Raw genomic sequence first — 17,644 nt, 5'->3', positions numbered from 1 at the left:
TTGAGGGCACGGTCAGGCGCGTGATGGGAGACTCCGAATGAGTAACGACGAACTGACCTTCGAACCGGAGACGACGGCTCTCGTCGTCGTCGATCTGCAGAACTTCACGATTGCGATGAACACGGTTCCGACGCCTGCCTCGCAAGTGCTGGCGAACTCGATCCGGCTCGCCCGGGCGTGCCGCTCGGCCGGCATCCAGGTCGTTCTCGTGCGGGTCGGACACGACGCAGCCAAGGTTCCCCCAGTGAAACCGGTGACGGATGCCAGCTTTTCCGGTTTCGAGTTCGGGCCCGGCGCGAAGGAAATCCCGCAGGAACTCGGACCGGAAGATGGCGACATCGTCGTCGACAAGTACAACTGGGGTGCATTTCACGGGACAAATCTGGACATACATCTGCGACGCCGGGGTATTCGCACGCTGATCGTCACCGGCCTCGTCACGAATGTCGGCGTCGATACGACCATGCGCCACGCTCACGAACGCGGCTACGATCAGGTCATGGTGAGCGATGCCGTGGCGGCGATGACGCAGGAGGAGCACGATTATACGTGCAGGATCATTGCCCCCAGGCTCGCCCGCGTCCGAACGACGGAGCAAGTGCTGGCTGCCATCTGAGCTGGACGTCTAATGAAAGGCATTGTTCGCGACCCATCCAGCCCGTTGGGTGCCGCTGTCGTCGACTTGCCCGATCCACCCGATCCCGGGCTGGTTGAAGTCCTCGTCCGGATGCGGCTGGCGCCGATAAATCCGGCCGATCGCCTGGTGATTGCCGGACGTTATGCGCCGCCGGAGGGGCTTCCGGACGTGATAGGTGCAGAGGGGATGGGGATCGTCGAAGCGATCGGCGGGAACGTATCGGCCCTGACGCCGGGGATGCGCGTCATCCTGCTCTCCCGCGGCAACTGGAGCGAATGGCGCTGCGTTCCCGCGGCCGACCTGATCGTCGTCCCGGACGCGCTGCCGGACGCGCAGGCTGCGATCCTGCGCATCAACCCGGCGACGGCCGCGCATCTGCTCGATCGCCTGGCCTTGTCCTGCGGCGACTGGCTGATCCAGAACGCGGCTGGGTCGTCGGTTGCGGGGTGGGTGCGCAGGCTCGCCGCGCGCCGCGGAGTCCGCACGATCAATGTGGTACGCGGCACGACTCCAGCGGCAAGTTCGGAGATCTTCCTGAACGATGGTGACGATCTGGCTGACCGGGTGCTGGAGATGGCCAAAAGCCAGCCGGTCGGGGCTTTGGACGCCGTTGCAGGCACCGCGACGGGACGGCTGGCGCAATGTCTTGCAGCGACAGGTGCGCTGCTGGTCTATGGTCACCTGTCCGGGGAGCCGTGCTCGATCCCGTCGACACTCCTGACGACGAAAAGCCTCAACGTCCGGGGCTTCACGCTGCGCACAGCCGAAGCTGCCGAGGACCCGCTCCGGCGTGCCCGTCGCTACGAGGAATTGGGCGCGCTCGCAGAACAAGAGCCCGAGCCTATCGCCGGCATCTATCCGTTCGACCAACTGGAGACGGCGCTGGCGGCGGCCGCCAACAAACCTGGAGGGCGCGTTCTCCTGTCGGCGTGACGAGGGGGCCGGCAAACATCGCTCACCCGAAATGGCCCGCTGCCCCGCGCCCCACTGGTTGACCGGCCGGCGCACCTCGCTCTTGGGTCGGAGGCGCAGCAGCCGGAGATCGAGCCATGCCTATCGCCGACCAGATCGCCACCTACGTGAGCGAAACCGGGTATGCCGACTTCGAGCCATCGGCGATTGAACGCACGAAGGATCTGTGCCTCAGCTCCATCGGATCGGCGGTCCTCGGCGCCCGGATGGAAGTCCCCGCGGTCCTCGCAGACTATGTGCGTTCGATGGGCGGGCCGAGCCAGGCGGGCGTCATCGGCTTCGGGTTCAGCACGTCGGCCGAACTGGCGGCGATGATGAACTGCAATTCGTCGCATTGCACCGAGCTGGAAGACGTCGCCTGGCCTGAGGCACAGTATACCTGCTGCCTGATCCCCGCGCTTTTCTCGCTCGGTCAGTCGCTTGGCAGCAGTGGGCGCGAGTTGCTGGAAGCGCTCATCATCGGGTTCGAGGTGGCGGCACGGCCGGGCATGATCTGCTCGAACCACGGCGCAGCGGCGCGCGGCTTTCTCTCCTGCGCCAACAACGGCACGATCGGCGTCGCCGCCGGCGCGGCCAAGCTCATGAAGCTTGAGAGAGCGCAGATCCGCGATGCGGTCACGCTCGCGACTTCGGTGGGCGGAGGCCTGGTGCGTCAGACGGGTTCGGCGGCGCACGTGGTCGAGGCAGGCTTTGCCGGCAGGGACGGGATCATGGCCGCGACGCTCGCGGCGCGCGGGCTGGGCGGCAACCCGACGATCATGGACGGAAAGGCAGGCTACTACGATGCTCTTGCGGGCCAGCCCGAGATCGCATTCGATCTCGGCGTCGGGAGCGACGTGCGTGTCATGGCCGTCGGCCAGAAGAAGTATCCCTGCTGCTATCTCCTGCAGCGTATCATCGATCAGACGAAAGCGCTCGTTTCCGCGCACCACATAGCCCCCGAGGCCGTCGCCGAGATCACGGTGGAGGTGAACCGCGCCTTTCCGACGATCGTCAAATATCCCGAGCCGACGGATGTGGAAGAGGCACGCTTCAGCCTGCCGCACGTCGTCGCAGGGGCTCTCGTTGGCGAGCCGATGGATGTGGACACCTTCTCCGCGGCAAAGCTCCATGACCCCGCGATAGCGGCCCAGCGCGGCAAGGTTCGCATGATCGTTCACGACGAGTGGGGCTACGACCAGCTCGGCAAGGAAGATATCCTGACGATCCGCCTCGCCGACGGCCGCGAATACCGGGCGATTTGCACGACTGCGCGCGGCGACGCGGAGGATCCGCTGACGCGGGAGGAGACGGTCGCGAAGTTTCGCGCCTGCGCCGAGCACATCCTGCCACCGGCGGTTTGCGAGGACGTCCTCGCCATGCTGACCGGCCTCGAGGACGTTCCTTCGGTCGCGCCGCTGCTCGAACTGATCACGCCCGGTCCCGACCCTCAAACGGTAGCTGCCTAGATGAATCTCGATTTCACCGACGAAGAACTGGCATTCCGCGACGAAGTGCGGGCGTTTCTCGCGCAGTCGCTGCCGGACGATCTCCGGCGCAAGATGATCGACCGTCGTCACCTGGAAAAGGACGATATCGTCCGCTGGCAGCGCATCCTCAACGCGCGCGGCTGGGCCACGCCCAACTGGCCGGTCGAACATGGCGGCCAGCCCTGGTCGCCCGCGCAGCGCTATATCTTCCAGGAAGAGATGGCGCTCGCCCATGCTCCCGAGGGATCGCCGTTCAACGTCAACATGATCGGCCCGATCATCGCCAAGTTCGGAACCGATGCGCAGAAGGCGCGGTTTCTCGCGCGTATCGCCAACATCGACGACTGGTGGTGCCAGGGCTTTTCCGAACCCGGCGCAGGCTCGGACCTCGCATCGCTGAAGACGCGCGCCGACCGCGATGGCGACGAGTACGTGATCAACGGTCAGAAGATCTGGACCACACAGGCGCAACACGCCGACTGGATGTTCGCGCTCGTCCGCACCGATAGCAGCGGCCGCAAGCAGCAGGGCATCACGTTCCTGCTCATCGACATGAATACCCCCGGAATTACCGTGCGGCCGATCGAGACGATCGACGGCGGCCACGATGCGAACGAGGTATTCTTCGACGACGTGCGGGTGCCGGTCGAAAATCGCATCGGAGAGGAAGGCCGGGGCTGGGACTATGCCAAGCATCTGCTCGGCAACGAACGCAGCGGCATCGCGCGCATCGGCCTTTCCAAGGAACGGCTCGCGCAGCTTCGGCGGCTCGAAGTGGAGCTGTCTGCCGACGGGCGCCTCACTGCGGGGGAACGCGATCGGCTGCGGCGCAAGCTTGCCGAAGTCGAGGTGGAACTGCGCGCATTGGAGCTGACCCAGCTTCGTGTGGTGGCCGCAGATGCAGGCGAGGGCGGCGCCGGGGCGGCCGCATCCATCCTCAAGATCAAGGGGACCGAACTGCAGCAGCGCATGACCGAGCTGGCGATCGAGCTGGCCGGCCCGGCTGGACTTGCCATGCCCGAGGAGGAGGAAAGCGGCGCGGCGCTGGAGGACGGGTGGATCGCGGCAGCCGCTCCCTTCTACTTTTCCATGCGCAAAGTCTCCATCTTCGGCGGATCCAACGAGATCCAGAAAAACATCATCGCAAAAGCCCAACTCGGGCTCTGAGCGGAGGATCACAGGTGGATTTCGAGTACAGTGACGAGCAGCGGTTGCTGCGCGAGAGCGTGGCGCGCTTCATAACGGATCGCTACGATTTCGAGGGGCGCCTTCGAGCCATGCAGGCACCGGAAGGATGGAGCCGCGATGCCTGGAGCGACATGGCGGACCTTGGCCTCCTCGGATTGCCCTTTTCCGAGGAAGACGGCGGTTTCGGTGGAGGCGGCGTCGAAACGATGATCGTCATGGAGGAACTGGGCCGCGGCCTCGTTCTGGAGCCTTACCTGTCGACGGTGGTTCTAGCGGGCGGTGCGATCCGCCACGCGGCGAGCGCCGGGCAGAAGCAGGCGCGTATCCCGCGGATCGCCGCCGGCGAGCTTCTCATGGCCCTTGCACATCAGGAGCCCGGCGGCCTTCGCCATGGCCCTGACGCAGGCAGTTCCGCGGAGCGCCGAAGCGACGGCTGGGTGCTGACGGGCCGGAAGATCGCGGTTCTGCACGGAGCGACGGCAGAGGAATTCGTCGTCAGCGCGCGCACGAATGCGGGTCTGTCGCTGTTCCTCGTTTCTGCCTCCGCGCCCGGAGTACGGGTCATCCCTCAGCGAGGCTACGACGGCATTCCGGTCGCCGAAGTCGTTCTGGACGAGGTGGCGACAGGGAATGAGTCCCTGCTGGGCGAAGACGGCGGAGGCGCCGCCGTGCTGGAGCGTGTCTTCGAGGAAGCGAATGCCGCCCTTACGGCGGAAGCCGTCGGGATCATGGCCGATACGCTCGACGTTACCGTCGACTACCTGAAGACGCGCCAGCAGTTCGGTGTGCCGATCGGCAGCTTCCAGGCGCTGCAGCATCGCTGTGTCGACATGCTCATCCAGGTGGAGCAATCGCGCAGCATGGCGATCCTCGCGGCACTGTCGCTGTCCCAACCGCCGGCGCAGCGATGCCTCAACATCGCCGCGGCCAAAGTGCAGATCGGGCGTGGCGGGCGTTTCGTGGGACAGCAGGCCGTCCAGCTTCACGGCGCCATCGGGATCACCGCCGAGTACAAGGTAGGCCACGCCTTCAAGCGGCTGACGGCGATCGACGCGCTATTCGGGGATGCGGATCACCACCTCGACCAACTCGTCGCCGCCGGTGGAATCCCACCGGGGAACCGCGGCTCGAACTGAACCGCGGCCCCTGTCGGCATTGATCTGGCAGATCAGAAACCCTTGAACTCAGGCTTGCGCTTGTCCGCGAAGGCGTTGACCGCCTCCTTGTAATCCTCGGTCAGCATGGTCAGCGATTCATAGGCGATCGACAGCTCGAGGATTTGATTGAGCTGCGCCTTGAGCTGCTTGTTTACCGCCGCCTTCGACCAGCGAACGGCCCAGAGCGGGTTTCCGGCGATCTCGGTGGCGATCTTGTGCGCCTCGCTGACCACGTCCTCCTTGGGAAATGCGTAGTTCACCAGGCCCAGATTGGCCGCTTCGGCACCCTTGAGCAGCTTTCCGCGCATCAGGAATTCCTTGGCGCGCTGCGGTCCGACCAGCAGGGGCCAGATCACGGCCCCGCCGTCGCCGGCGACGAGGCCGACTTTCACGTGCGTGTCGCCGAGACGTGCATCGTCGGCCACCACGCTCATGTCCGCAAAGAGCGCAAGCGTCAGACCGAGACCGATCGCGTCTCCATTGACGGCTGCGATGATCGGCTGCGGCACGAGCAGCATGTGTTCGAATATGCGCAGCGTGTTCTGCGGGACGCGCAGCGCGTATTCGAGGCCGAACTGGGTGCCTGCACGCTGCGCCATGCGCTTCACGTCGCCCCCGGCGGAGAAGGCGCGGCCGGCGCCGGTGAAGACGATCGTCTTGATCGATTCGTCCCGCGCCAGATCCAGCCAGATGTCCTCGACCTCGCGGTGCTGCTCGGGGCCCACCGCATTGAGCTTCTCGGGCTCGTTCATGGTCACGGTGCCGACTCCGTTGTCGTCGACCTCCACCTTGATGAACGAGTAGCGGTCGTACGAGACCGGGTTGAGCCAAGTGCGATTCATAGTTCTGTTCTCCATAGGGCGTTCACGCCCGGTCTTTCTGCCATTGAGCGAACGTCGCGCCCTTCTGCGCCAATTCCCTGAGCAGAGGCGCGGGGGCGAGCGTTTCGTCGCCGCTGCGGGCGGCGAAAACGTCGAGGCGTTCGACGATATAGGGAAGGCCAACCTCGTCGGCGTAGGCGAGCGGACCGCCGCGCCAGCGCGGGAAGCCGTAGCCGTAGATCCAGACGACATCGACGTCCGAGGGCCGTGCGGCGATGCCTTCGGCAACGATCTTGGCGCCTTCGTTGATGAGGGCGAAGATCATACGCTCGGTCATTTCCTCGCGGGGAATTTCCCGCCGCTCGATGCCGAGCGAGGCGGAGACGGACTCGATCACGCGGGTCGTCTCGGGATCCGGAACGGGCGTACGCGAGCCCGCCTCGTAGCGATAATAGCCGGCGCCGGTCTTCTGACCAAGACGGCCCGCTTCCGCGATAGCGTCCGCGATCGGGAACTTGGTGCCGCGGCGCTTGCGGATGGCATAACCCACATCGAGCCCGGACATGTCGTTGGTCTGCAGCGGTCCCATGGGAAAACCGAAGGCGCGTATCGCCTCGTCGACATCCTGCGGTAGGGCGCCTTCCTGCAACAGCCGCTCTGCCTGCGCCGAGCGTTTCGCCACCATGCGGTTGCCGATGAAACCGTCGCAATTGCGTGCCAGGACGGGGACCTTTGCAATCCGCTTCGCCGTTGCAAATGCCGTGGCAAGTGTGTCCGGATCGGTCGCGTCGGTCCTGACGATCTCACAGAGCTTCATTACGTTGGCAGGCGAGAAGAAATGCATGCCGACAAAACGGCCTGGCCTGTCCAGCACCGCGGAGAGGGCGTCGACATCCAGGGCCGAGGTGTTGGTGGCCAGGACGGCATCGACACGGCAGATCGCTTCGAGTTCGCGGAAGACCTCCCGCTTCAGATCCATGTTCTCAAACACCGCCTCGATGACGAGGTCGGCCTCGCCGGCCGCCGAACGTGTCGTCGCCGTCTGGATCAGCGCCAGGCGCTGCTCGGCCTCCGCTGCGCTGATGGAGCCGCGCTCGACGGAGGTCGCATAGTTGCGGCGAATGCGATCCATGCCTCGTTCGATCGCAGCATCGTCGATATCGATCAGCGTCACCGGAAGCCCCGCGGCGGCAAAGGACATGGCGATGCCCCCGCCCATAGTGCCCGCCCCGACGACTGCGGCGCGAGCGACCGGCCGCGCGGACCCGCTGGCGAGCTTGGCCGCTTCGCGCTCGGCAAAGAAGACATGCCTCAGGGCGCGTGATTGGCTGCCTGCCGACAGTTGCGCAAAGACTTCCCGGTCGCGCGCGACGGCCTCGTCGAAAGGAAGCGTCATCGCACGCCTGACCGAATCTGCGCAGGCCGCAGGCGCCTCCTGCCCGGCCGTCTTGCGGGTCAAGCGCGCGACAACCGTCTCGAATGCGTCCGGCGCGATGGCCTCGATCGCGCGCGCTCGAGTCGGCCGAGCGGCTTTTCCTCCGGCCGCGAGCGATTTGGCGAACGCGGTCGCCGCGACGCGCAGGTCGTTCTCGGCAATCTCATCGACAATTCCGACGGCATGTGCATCGGCGGCGGAAATCGGATTGCCTCCGATGACGATTTCCAGTGCCTGCTCTGCCCCCGCAATGCGGGCGAGACGGTTCGCCCCACCGGCGCCCGGGATCAGTCCGAGCTTGACCTCGGGTAGGCCCATGCGCGCATCCGACGTAGCGATACGATAATGTGCGGCCAGCGCGATCTCGAACCCACCGCCCAGCGCCGTGCCATGAAGGGCGGCGACAACCGGCTTGGTGCAGCCTTCGATGATGTCGCAGGTCTCGGCCAGCGAGGGGGGCTGGCGCGGTTTACCGAACTCCCTGATATCGGCGCCGGCAATGAAGGTTTTGCCTGCGCAGAGGATCAGCACGGCTTGAACGTCAGGATCCTGTTCCAGAACCCTTACCGCATCGGCAATCCCGCCTCGCACCGCATTGCTGAGCGCGTTTACCGGCGGATTGTCGATCCGGATCAGGCCGATACCGTCGACGATCTCCGTCGTTACGGGGGTGGTCATGTCGAAGCTCCGGTTTGGATAACGGCGTCAAGCGCGAGCACGCCCTTGCCGCGCGGAAGAACGCGCAGCGGATTGATCTCCAGCGTCTCGACCGTATCGGCGTTGGTGGCGGCGAGTGCGCTCAAGGTCGCGATCGCACGCGCGGCTGCGGCGACGTCTGCCTTGGGTGTTCCGCGCCATCCATCCAGCAGCGGCCAGGACTTGAGCGAACGCAGCATCGCTTCGGCTTCGTACTCATCGACCGGCGCGAGACGGATCGCGACATCCTCGAACAGTTCTGCCGTGACGCCCCCGAGACCAACCATGACGAGGGGCCCGAACAGGGGATCGCGGCGCGTGCCGAGGATCAACTCCACACCCGCGGGTGCCATCTCTGAAAGGAGAAACCCCTCAAGCCGTGCGTCCGGAGCCGACTGCCCGATGCGCTTGGCCATCTGCAGGGCCTCTGCGGCAGCCTCCTCTGGAGAGTTAAGGCCGAGCCGGACGCCGCCGACCTCGGTCTTGTGAAGGATGTCGGGTGAGACGACCTTCAATGCCAAGGGCAGGCGCATCGTCGCCGCCACCGCGGCGACGTCGTGTGGGCCGGCCACGGTGCGCTCGCTTGGTGAGGCGATACCGGCCTCACCCAGCAAGGCTTTCGCCGAAGCTTCGTTGAAGTCAGTCCCGCCGGTGATTCTCGGCAGGTCGGTTTGCACCCACGCCGTGCTCGGTGGGCGTTCGAAACCGTCGGCAATCTGCTTCAGGGCCGCGAGGGCGCGGACGGCTCTTGCGGGTTCCTCGAAAACCAGAAAGCCGGCGCTTGCGTAGCGTTCCGCTTCGTCTGGCGGACAGACAATGCTGGCAACCATCGTCGCATCGGGGAAATCCGTTCTCAGGCGGGCGAGATCCTGCAGGAACGCTTCCGACAGGGCGGGCATGTTCGCGTAGACGCCGAAGAAAGCGAGCAGCGCATCATAGCTTCCGGTTTCCAGAAGCAGGCGCATGCTCGCCGCGAGCAGATGGGGATCCGTCGACAATTGTGCAGTGATGTCGACGGGATTGAGGGGGGAGCCAGGGGGACACAGCGCTTTCAGCCGCGCCTGCACGTCCGCGGCGGGGGCCGGGAGCGTCAGTCCCGCATCTGCTGCCGCGTCCGCGATCTGTGCGCCCATGCCTCCGGAGATTGTCACCACGCCCAGCCGTGATCCCGCTAGCAAGCTCGGAGCTGCAAGCGCCGCCATGGCGACGTCGAGAAGTTCCTCTGTCGACTGTGCACGATAGACGCCGTGGCTGCGGAACACCGAATCATAGACCCGATCCTCTCCGGCCAACGAGGCGGTGTGCGAAGCTGCCGCCTGCGCCCCCGCGCTGGTGCGACCCACTTTCAGCATCAGCACAGGCTTGCGCGCGCGCCGGGCCGCTTCCAGCCCTTCCAGAAGGCTCGCCCGGTCGCGGACGCCTTCGATATAGGCAATGATGGCTGTGGTCAGCGGGTCGTTTGCGAGCGCCTTCAGGCCTTCGCCGAACTCCACGTCGACTTCGTTGCCGGTGGTGATGAAGGTGCCGACGTTCAGTCCTCGAGCCTGCGCGAGTTTCAGCACGTGAGCGGCGGATCCGCCGCTCTGGCTTATCATTCCGAGTGCGGGCCCCTCGACTCGCTTCTGGAAGAGCGAGGTGAAGCTGAGCCAGGCGCCGTTTCGGCTGTTGAACACGCCCAGGCAGTTGGGCCCGATGACGCGCATGCCGGTCCGGTCGATGATCTCACGCAAGCGGGTCTGGCGCGCCGCGCCTTCCTCACCGGCCTCGTTGAAGCCGGCGCTGAAGATGACCAGCGCACGCACGCCCTTTGCCGCGCATTGCTCGGCGGCTTCGATCACCATCTCGCCCGGCAGCGCGATCACGGCGCAATCGATCGTACCCGGTACATCGCCCACGGCGGGCCAGGCTCGAAGTCCCTGCACCGTCTCGCGACTCGGATTGATCGGGTAGACCGCGCCGGCGAAATCCCCCTGCCGAATGTTGAATAGCGTGCGGCCGCCGATTCGCGTGGGGTCGTCCGAAGCACCGATGACAGCGATCGACCGCGGCTCGAGAAAAAGGCTGATTCCCTCAGGTGAACCGGTGGGGTCATCCGGTTGCGCTCGGACGGGAGGGGGCGTGGCGCGGTCGAGCATTTTGTGAGCTTCCAACAAGTTGTTGGGTGCTTCGCTAGCAAACTGGCTTGATGCAGAAACTGTCGACACCGACGAAAGGGGTTATATCGCCCACGCGATATCGACCGCAAATTTGCGGGGAATCGCACCATCTGAGCGGCAGATTCAAGCTTCGCAAAAGAAAAGTGTCGACACTTTTGCCTGTTCGTGCATGTTGAGCGGGCCGGGAAGCTCTTTGCGCCCCGAGGCAGGTCAACAGGAGACGATGCAGTGGGAAGGTCACTTGAGGCCAAGTCGATCAAGTCGGCTCAGCGTGTGTTTGAAGTGCTCGAGTATTTCGATGAGGACCGCCCCGAAGCGAGCGTCACCGACATTTCGCGGCGGTATGGCTATCCCCAGTCGAGCGCCTCCGAACTTCTCAGCTACATGGTTCACCTCGGCTACTTGCGCCGGAGTCCGAACGGCCGAAAATTTCGTCTCTCCATGCGCGTCGCCATGCTCGGTGCCTGGGTGCAGCCCGAACTCGTTCGAAACGGCAAGTTGCTGCGCCTGATCGATACGCTTGCGAACGATACCGGCAGCACTGTGGTTCTCGCGACCAACGTGGGCGTGCAACTGCATTGCCTGCATGTCGTGCGCCGCGACCATACGGCTCCTCGGCAGGGCGACCTTCTGCCGCTTCTCCACAGCGCTGAAGGCCGCGCTCTGCTGCTGACGGCCGATCGCGAGCTCGTTCGCAAATATGTCCACCGGCTCAACAGCGAGGCTACAGATCCCGCGGAGCGGATTCGGTTCGACGACCTGGCGTCGGAGCTCGACGCAGGCAGTGCGCGGGGGCACGTGAGGCTCGTCGACGAGAAGTCCTCTGCATTTGCGATTCTCATTCCGAACGCCGACCGCACCGAGCAGCTCGCCCTGTGCGTGCGCGCCGGACCGGGCGCCAACGAGGAGGCCATCGTCCGCACCATGCGCGGCGTCGTGTCGCGGACCCTTGGCCTCATCAGCGTGCCGTCGGCCCTGCCGCCCCATGTGACCGCCCCGCGCCAACTCGCGCGCCTCAGCCGTTGAACGGACGAGCAAGCCGATGATCTCGCCGATCGAGGACATTATCGAGGAAGCCCGCGAGGGGCGGCCATTCGTCATTGTGGACGCGGAGGATCGCGAAAACGAGGGCGATGTCATCATCCCCGCGCAGTTTGCCACGCCGAGCCAGATCAACTTCATGGCCATGCATGCGCGCGGCTTGATCTGCATTGCGATGACGGAGGAGCGGGCGCAGAGATTGCGGCTGTCACCGATGGCCGCTCACAATGGCACGCGCCACAGCACTGCGTTTACGGTCTCGATCGAAGCGCGCGAGGGCGTTACCACGGGTATTTCGGCCCATGATCGAGCTCACACCGTCGCAGTCGCGATTGATCCTGAGCGGACCGCGGACGATATCGTCAGCCCCGGGCATGTCTTCCCGCTCGTCGCGCGCGGCGGCGGCGTTCTGGTCCGCGCCGGGCACACCGAAGCGGCGGTGGACATCGCGCGTCTCGCCGGTCTGATCCCGGCCGGCGTCATCTGTGAGGTCATGAACGACGACGGGTCGATGGCGCGGCTTCCGGAACTCATTCCCTTCGCCGAGCGCCACAATCTGAAGATCGGGACGATTACCGACCTGATACAGTACCGCAGACGCACCGAACGGAGCGTGGAGCGGGTGATCGAAGTGCCGTTCGAAAGCGAGGGCGGCCATGCCTTCCGCATGATCATCTATCGCAACCTGATCGACGGGGCGGAGCACGTGGCGCTCCTGAAAGGCCGCCTGGACGCGAATTCGCCGGCGCTGGTTCGCGTGCACTCGGTCGATCTTGCAACGGATCTCTTCCGGCACGCCGGGCCGCGCGCCGATTTCATACCCAAGGCTCTCAAGGCGATCGGCGAGCACGACGGGCCGGGCGTGATGCTCTTCCTGAGAGATTCCCAGACGAGCTGGTCGCAACGCTACAAGGATGGCTTGCATAACGCGAAACCGTCGCTGTCACTGCGCGAATACGGCGTGGGCGCGCAGATCCTGCGTGATCTCGGCGTCCACGACATGGTGCTTCTGTCGGCCAGCGCCGTGCGGATGTCGGCGCTGGACGGCTATGGATTGCGCATCGTGGACTATCGCATGATCGACGACGAGCCCGTTACGCCGGCGATGTCGGTCGTGGCGTGATCCCGCGATCGCCGGCCGCTTCGAAATGCATCGGCTCGGCCCGTGCGATCAATGGTCTCAGCAGCGAGCGAATCTCGGCCGCTTCGGCCGTCGCGGGATAGCCATCGACATGGTCGGAGAGGCGGTTCCACTCGACCTGGACCATATAGCGGCCGGGGTGCTCGACGCAGCGCAGCAGGGTCGCGCCCCGGCACCCTTCGACGCGCAGGAGCAGGGGAATGCACTGCGCGAAGGCTTGCTCGAAAGCCGCCTCCCGACCCGGATGAATGTCGACGCTGTTGATTTCCAGGACCATCGCCGGGCGGTGCATCGCGCGCATGGTGTCGACAACCTGAGCGTGCCGTCGATTGCGAAAGATCGCTCTTTCGAAATCTTCCGGAAATCCCTCCGAAACCTCGCTCTTCGACCGGTCGATCTCATAGAAGTGTCGACAGATCGATGGTGAGGTAGATTGGAATGACGGCGCCGGTGCGAGATGAGGTCGGGCGGATCACCCGCGGCGAATTGCGCGACCTGTTCGACGATTATGCCGCCTGTCTCGACGCGGAAGCGCTTCGCGAGTTTCCTGCTTTCTTCACCGAAGACGCCAAATACCAGGTGATCTCGCGCGAGAATCACGATGACGGTCTCGAGCATGCCTCGATCTTCTGTCTCGGCCGGGCGATGATCGAGGATCGGGTGACGGCCACCGTCGAAGCCGCGCTCTATCAGCCGCGTTCGCTGCGGCACTTCGTCAGTGGCGTGCGGATTACCGGCGAGGAGAACGGCGAGGTCCGGGCCGAAGCCAACTTCCTCATCATCGAATCGCTTGTCGAGCGCGAACCCCGGATCCTGATGGTCGGCCGCTATCTGGACCGCGTGGTGCGCGAGGATGGTTCGCTCAAGTTCCGCGAGCGCACCTGTGTCTTCGACAACTACCGGATCCGCACCACTCTCGTGATCCCCGTCTGAGCAAGGAAGCCGTCATGAGCGACACAACGCTGCGCAACGCGACCGATCGGGTCTGGCCGGAGGACGGTGTGACGCGCGTGCCCGCGTGGATCTATTCCGACCCCGAGATCTACGCCAAGGAACTGAAGGTCTTCCATTACGGGAAGACGTGGAACTTCGTGGGTCTCGATTGCGAGGTTCCGGAGCCGAACAGCTTCAAGCGATCCTGGGTCGGCGAGCGCCCGGTCATCATCACCAGGGACGCCGAGGGCGAAATCCACGTCGTCGAGAATCGCTGCGCCCATCGCGGTTCGCTGCTCTGCTGGAAGAACCGTGGCCAGGCCAAGGACATCACCTGCCCCTATCATCACTGGACATACAACCTGTCCGGCGATCTCATGGGGCTGCCTTTCCTGCGCGGGGTCCAGGGCAAGGGCGGGATGCCCCGCGATTTCGACAAGTCCAAGAACGGCCTTACCAAGCTTCGCGTGGCCGTCCGGGGTGGTTCGATCTGGGCGACCTACAGCGACGAGGTGGCGCCGCTCGAGGAATATCTCGGCCCCGAGATCCTCATGCGGCTGGACCGGCTCGTGTCGCGGCGCCCGCTGCGGCTGCTCGGATACAGCCGCCAGATCGTCGAGAGTAACTGGAAGCTCTACTGGGAAAACAGCCGCGATCCCTACCACGCGACGCTGATGCACCCGTTCCTGTCCACGTTCGGCATCCTTCGCACGGATGGGGACTATCACAGCGTTCCGCTGCAGGAAGGGCGGCACGAATATACCTATTCGCAATACGATCCCGAGCTGAAGAACAAGACCAGCGAGGCCTCCAAGCAGATCAAGAGCATCCACTCTGATCTGGAAGTGAAGGACAAGGAGGTCGTGTCCTCCGTCGTCGACGAGTTCAAGGACGGGATGATGGGCGCCTTCCAGGTGTTCCCGACGATTCTCGTCCAGCAGTATTTCAACTGCCTCGTCGTGCGCCATGTCATCCCCAAGGGAGTGGGGGCGCACGAGCTGTCGTGGACCTACTTCGGCTATGCCGACGACGACGAGACGATCAACCGCCTGCGGCTCAAGCAGAGCAATCTGGTCGGCCCGGCGGGATTCGTCAGCCTCGAGGACAGCGAAGTGCTCTCGCTCATGCAGCCGGTCGTGGAGAGCTGCCCGGACTCGGTCCAGGTTCTGGAAATGGGCGGGCACGGCACAGAAGCCCAGTCCACGATGATGACCGAGACGCTGATCCGCGCCTTCTACGACTTCTACCGCCGAGAGATGGGTCTCTAGGCGCCTTCTTCGGGGGATGGATCATGAGTGATTGGGTCCGCATCGCGGACGCTTCCGAGATAGCCGACGACGAGCCTTTCGCTTCCGAATGGAACGGCGAGGCCATCGCGTTGTATCGCCATGAAGGCGAAATCTTCGCGATCGGCGACATTTGCACGCACGAACATGTCCGTCTCTCCGACGGGTGGTTCGAGGGCGACCGGATCGAATGCCCGCTCCACCAATCCTGCTTCGAAATTCGCACCGGCAAAGTGATCGAGGGCGGTCCCGCGAGCGAGGACGTGGCGAGCTATCAGGTCAAGGTCGAAGATGGCGCCGTATTCGTGAAGCGCGGCATATGATGGACGCTTATCTCTACGGCGGTTTGCGCACGCCCGTGGGCCGGTACGGCGGTGCCTTGTCCTCGGTCCGGCCGGACGACCTTCTCGCCGGTGTCCTAAACCGTCTTGTCGCGGACTCGCCCTTCCGTCCCGAGGATTTCGAGGATGTGATCGTCGGCTGCACCAGTCAGGCCGGCGAGGACGCACGGAACGTTGCCCGCCATGCGTCGCTCGTGGCGGGGCTCCCGGTCGGCCTGGGGGCGCAGACGGTGAATCGGCTCTGCGGCAGCGGTCTCGCGGCGGTCGCCGATGCTGCGCGCTGCGCAAACACGGCTCAAGGCGAGCTCTTCCTCGCGGGCGGGGTCGAGAGCATGTCGCGGGCGCCGTTCGTAATGGCCAAGTCGGAGACGGCATTCGCGCGCAAGCCGAAGGTTTACGAGGCTTTGGGCGAACGCTTTCCCAATCCCGTCGTCCACGCGATGTTCGGCCGCGACAGCATGCCCCAGACCGGCGACAACGTCGCCGCAGAGCATGGGATTGCGCGCGATGAAGCCGACCGCTTCGCCCTGGCGTCGCAGCAGAAATACGAGAAAGGCGCGGCGGAAGGCTTCTTCGATAGGGAAATCGCGCCGGTAACCGTGAAGGGCCGCAAGGGCGCGGAGACGGTGGTGGACCGCGACGAGCACCCCCGGCCCGGAAGCACAATCGAAGGGCTCGCGAAGCTACCCACACTCTTCGAAGGCGGGGTGGTGACGGCTGGCAACGCATCCGGCGTCAATGATGGCGCGGCCGCGCTCATCGTCGGAACGCGCGCGGCCGGTGAGAAGGCCGGGGCGGCACCACTGGCGCGGATCGTGACCGCTGCGGTCGCGGGTGTCGAGCCGCGCGTGATGGGGCTCGGGCCGGTGCCGGCGACGAGGAAAGCGCTCGATCGGGCGGGGCTATCCCTGGCGGACATCGACGTCATCGAACTCAACGAAGCCTTCGCCAGCCAGGCTCTCGCCTGCATGAAGCTGTTGGACCTCGCGCAGGACGACAGCCGGGTCAATCCTTACGGCGGCGCGATCGCGGTCGGTCACCCACTCGGCATGTCCGGCGCGCGCATCGCGCTCACCGCCGCTCGCCAACTCGCTGCCGGGCATGGCCGCTATGCACTCGTGACCATGTGCATTGGCCTGGGCCAGGGCATCGCAATGATCCTCGAACGCACGGACGCTCACTGAAATGAATTTCAACCTTACCGAAGAACAGGCAATGTTCCGCGATTCCGTCGCGGCATTTGCCGACCGCCATTTGCGCGATGACGCGCTCGCACGCGCACATAGCGACGACTATCCGTGGGAGGTCGCGGAGAAGATGGCGGAAGCCGGCCTTATCGGGATCACCAGCACGGCCGAGGACGGCGGAGTCGGGGGCACGCTCATGGACGCGGTCCTCGCGATCCAGGAAATTGCGATGGTCTGCCCGCGCAGCGCGGACGTCATACAGGCCGGCAACTTCGGTGCGATCAGAGTGCTCTCCCAATACGGCACGGACGAACAGAAGGAACGGCTCCTCAAGCCGCTCCTCCAGGGCAAGGCGCTGATTGCCGTGGCAATGACCGAGCCGGGGGCCGGATCGGCCGTGACCGAACTCAAGGCAACCGCGACGCCCGATGGCGAGGGTTGGCGCATCAGCGGCGAGAAGATCTTCACCACCCATGGGCTCCATGCGACCGTATTTCTCGTCTATGTCCGGTTCGGCCCCGGTGTGGACGGCATCGGTTCCGTCCTCGTGGAGCGCGGCGCCGAAGGTTTCTCGTTCGGCAAGCCTTCCCGGTTCCTTTCGGGAGAGGATTGGAACACGCTCTATTTCGACGACGTCTATGTGGGTCCCGAGAACGTGGTTCTGGGCCCGGGCGGGTTCAAGAAGCAGATTTCCGGCTTCAATGTCGAGCGACTTGGCAACAGTTCGCGCGCGCTCGCTCTCGGCCGGCATGCATTCGAACTGGCGCGGGAACATGCGCTGAACCGCCACCAGTTCGGTCAGCCGCTCGTCAATTTCCAGGGTCTGCAGTGGAAGTTCGCCGAGATGAAGATCAAGGCGGAAGCGGCGCAACTGCTGCTCTATCGCGCAGCTGCCGGCGCCGATACGGGCTTCCCGTCGCCTCAAGACACCGCGATCGCCAAGATCGCGTGCAACCGCGCGGGCTTCGATATGGCCAACGAGGCGATGCAGATCATGGGCGGCACCGGTTACAGCGAGGAATCGCTCGTAGAATACTGCTTCCGTCGGACTCGAGGTTGGATGATCGCTGGCGGCACGATCGAGATTCTGTTGAACCGCGTTGCCGAAGGGGTGTTCGACCGTCGCCTGCCGATCCGGGAAAAAGCCGCCTAGATCAGTAGCTCGCCTCGCCCGCTTGTGGCGG

The 17,644-nt window shown here is 64.8% G+C and carries 16 protein-coding genes; 12 read left to right on the top strand and 4 right to left on the bottom strand.

Annotated features, from left to right (window positions below):
• Nucleotides 1–37 precede the first annotated feature (37 nt).
• From JNO53_RS14370 to JNO53_RS14350, 5 genes are all read left to right on the top strand, one after another.
• Nucleotides 38–616, top strand: a complete 579-nt coding sequence (locus JNO53_RS14370; RefSeq protein ID WP_203113040.1) for an isochorismatase family protein — start codon at nt 38–40, stop codon at nt 614–616.
• Between the two features lie 12 nt (nt 617–628).
• Nucleotides 629–1,570: a zinc-dependent alcohol dehydrogenase family protein gene (locus tag JNO53_RS14365; protein ID WP_203113037.1), complete on the top strand. Its 942-nt coding sequence runs from the start codon at nt 629–631 to the stop codon at nt 1,568–1,570.
• A gap of 116 nt (nt 1,571–1,686) precedes the next feature.
• Nucleotides 1,687–3,057 (top strand): MmgE/PrpD family protein, encoded by a 1,371-nt coding sequence (locus JNO53_RS14360; RefSeq protein WP_203113034.1) that lies wholly within the window; start codon nt 1,687–1,689, stop codon nt 3,055–3,057.
• The gene (locus JNO53_RS14355) at nt 3,058–4,245 is read left to right on the top strand and encodes an acyl-CoA dehydrogenase family protein (RefSeq protein WP_203113031.1); all 1,188 of its coding nucleotides are present in this window, start codon (nt 3,058–3,060) and stop codon (nt 4,243–4,245) included.
• A 14-nt stretch (nt 4,246–4,259) separates the two neighbouring features.
• A complete protein-coding gene (locus tag JNO53_RS14350; protein WP_203113028.1) occupies nt 4,260–5,402 on the top strand; it encodes an acyl-CoA dehydrogenase family protein in 1,143 nt (380 codons plus the stop codon).
• Nucleotides 5,403–5,434: 32 nt separating this feature from the next.
• Here JNO53_RS14350 and JNO53_RS14345 read toward each other — a convergent pair whose 3' ends face one another.
• The 3 genes from JNO53_RS14345 to JNO53_RS14335 are packed head-to-tail and all read right to left on the bottom strand — an operon-like array spanning nt 5,435 to nt 10,510.
• Nucleotides 5,435–6,265, bottom strand: coding sequence for an enoyl-CoA hydratase/isomerase family protein (locus JNO53_RS14345; RefSeq protein ID WP_203113025.1), 831 nt, complete (start codon nt 6,263–6,265; stop codon nt 5,435–5,437).
• A gap of 22 nt (nt 6,266–6,287) precedes the next feature.
• Complete coding sequence (locus tag JNO53_RS14340) at nt 6,288–8,357, bottom strand: 3-hydroxyacyl-CoA dehydrogenase NAD-binding domain-containing protein (protein ID WP_203113022.1); 2,070 nt, start codon at nt 8,355–8,357, stop codon at nt 6,288–6,290.
• Entirely contained in the window at nt 8,354–10,510 is a 2,157-nt protein-coding gene (locus JNO53_RS14335; protein ID WP_203113019.1) for an acetate--CoA ligase family protein, read from the bottom strand. Before JNO53_RS14335 ends, JNO53_RS14340 begins: the two co-directional genes overlap by 4 nt.
• 249 nt (nt 10,511–10,759) lie before the next feature.
• On the opposite strand from JNO53_RS14335, the gene JNO53_RS14330 reads away from it, so the two are divergent.
• Together JNO53_RS14330 and ribB are read left to right on the top strand one after the other, a co-directional pair.
• Nucleotides 10,760–11,557, top strand: coding sequence for a helix-turn-helix domain-containing protein (locus JNO53_RS14330; RefSeq protein ID WP_203113015.1), 798 nt, complete (start codon nt 10,760–10,762; stop codon nt 11,555–11,557).
• 16 nt (nt 11,558–11,573) lie between these two features.
• On the top strand, nt 11,574–12,695 hold the full coding sequence (ribB, locus tag JNO53_RS14325) for a 3,4-dihydroxy-2-butanone-4-phosphate synthase (RefSeq protein ID WP_203113012.1): 1,122 nt from the start codon (nt 11,574–11,576) through the stop codon (nt 12,693–12,695).
• Here the strand turns inward: ribB and JNO53_RS14320 are convergent.
• On the bottom strand, nt 12,667–13,014 hold the full coding sequence (locus JNO53_RS14320) for an antibiotic biosynthesis monooxygenase family protein (protein WP_203113009.1): 348 nt from the start codon (nt 13,012–13,014) through the stop codon (nt 12,667–12,669). The two genes, ribB and JNO53_RS14320, sit on opposite strands and share 29 nt — an antisense overlap.
• Before the next feature lie 137 nt (nt 13,015–13,151).
• Between JNO53_RS14320 and JNO53_RS14315 the strand changes: the two genes are divergently transcribed.
• The 5 genes from JNO53_RS14315 to JNO53_RS14295 are packed head-to-tail and all read left to right on the top strand — an operon-like array spanning nt 13,152 to nt 17,613.
• Nucleotides 13,152–13,646: an aromatic-ring-hydroxylating dioxygenase subunit beta gene (locus JNO53_RS14315; protein WP_203113006.1), complete on the top strand. Its 495-nt coding sequence runs from the start codon at nt 13,152–13,154 to the stop codon at nt 13,644–13,646.
• Between the two features lie 14 nt (nt 13,647–13,660).
• Nucleotides 13,661–14,914, top strand: coding sequence for an aromatic ring-hydroxylating oxygenase subunit alpha (locus JNO53_RS14310; protein ID WP_203113003.1), 1,254 nt, complete (start codon nt 13,661–13,663; stop codon nt 14,912–14,914).
• Nucleotides 14,915–14,937: 23 nt separating this feature from the next.
• Nucleotides 14,938–15,255 (top strand): non-heme iron oxygenase ferredoxin subunit, encoded by a 318-nt coding sequence (locus JNO53_RS14305; protein WP_203112995.1) that lies wholly within the window; start codon nt 14,938–14,940, stop codon nt 15,253–15,255.
• Nucleotides 15,252–16,457, top strand: a complete 1,206-nt coding sequence (locus tag JNO53_RS14300; protein ID WP_203112992.1) for a 3-oxoadipyl-CoA thiolase — start codon at nt 15,252–15,254, stop codon at nt 16,455–16,457. The genes JNO53_RS14305 and JNO53_RS14300 overlap by 4 nt, the downstream gene beginning before the upstream one ends.
• A gap of 1 nt (nt 16,458) precedes the next feature.
• Nucleotides 16,459–17,613: an acyl-CoA dehydrogenase family protein gene (locus JNO53_RS14295; RefSeq protein ID WP_203112989.1), complete on the top strand. Its 1,155-nt coding sequence runs from the start codon at nt 16,459–16,461 to the stop codon at nt 17,611–17,613.
• Nucleotides 17,614–17,644: the final 31 nt, after the last annotated feature.

This window comes from Altererythrobacter sp. C41 (assembly GCF_016803135.1).
GTDB lineage: Bacteria > Pseudomonadota > Alphaproteobacteria > Sphingomonadales > Sphingomonadaceae > Pelagerythrobacter.
This window is presented reverse-complemented; position numbering and strand designations above follow the sequence as displayed.

What these genes read in the sequence shown, in the direction of transcription:
- JNO53_RS14370 (WP_203113040.1), top strand. Translation starts at nt 38, where the DNA reads ATGAGTAACGACGAACTGACCTTCGAACCGGAGACGACGGCTCTCGTC.
- JNO53_RS14365 (WP_203113037.1), top strand. Translation starts at nt 629, where the DNA reads ATGAAAGGCATTGTTCGCGACCCATCCAGCCCGTTGGGTGCCGCTGTC.
- JNO53_RS14360 (WP_203113034.1), top strand. Translation starts at nt 1,687, where the DNA reads ATGCCTATCGCCGACCAGATCGCCACCTACGTGAGCGAAACCGGGTAT.
- JNO53_RS14355 (WP_203113031.1), top strand. Translation starts at nt 3,058, where the DNA reads ATGAATCTCGATTTCACCGACGAAGAACTGGCATTCCGCGACGAAGTG.
- JNO53_RS14345 (WP_203113025.1), bottom strand. Translation starts at nt 6,265, where the DNA reads ATGAATCGCACTTGGCTCAACCCGGTCTCGTACGACCGCTACTCGTTC.
- JNO53_RS14340 (WP_203113022.1), bottom strand. Translation starts at nt 8,357, where the DNA reads ATGACCACCCCCGTAACGACGGAGATCGTCGACGGTATCGGCCTGATC.
- JNO53_RS14335 (WP_203113019.1), bottom strand. Translation starts at nt 10,510, where the DNA reads ATGCTCGACCGCGCCACGCCCCCTCCCGTCCGAGCGCAACCGGATGAC.
- ribB (WP_203113012.1), top strand. Translation starts at nt 11,574, where the DNA reads ATGATCTCGCCGATCGAGGACATTATCGAGGAAGCCCGCGAGGGGCGG.
- JNO53_RS14320 (WP_203113009.1), bottom strand. Translation starts at nt 13,014, where the DNA reads ATGCGCGCGATGCACCGCCCGGCGATGGTCCTGGAAATCAACAGCGTC.
- JNO53_RS14315 (WP_203113006.1), top strand. Translation starts at nt 13,152, where the DNA reads ATGACGGCGCCGGTGCGAGATGAGGTCGGGCGGATCACCCGCGGCGAA.
- JNO53_RS14310 (WP_203113003.1), top strand. Translation starts at nt 13,661, where the DNA reads ATGAGCGACACAACGCTGCGCAACGCGACCGATCGGGTCTGGCCGGAG.
- JNO53_RS14305 (WP_203112995.1), top strand. Translation starts at nt 14,938, where the DNA reads ATGAGTGATTGGGTCCGCATCGCGGACGCTTCCGAGATAGCCGACGAC.
- JNO53_RS14300 (WP_203112992.1), top strand. Translation starts at nt 15,252, where the DNA reads ATGATGGACGCTTATCTCTACGGCGGTTTGCGCACGCCCGTGGGCCGG.
- JNO53_RS14295 (WP_203112989.1), top strand. Translation starts at nt 16,459, where the DNA reads ATGAATTTCAACCTTACCGAAGAACAGGCAATGTTCCGCGATTCCGTC.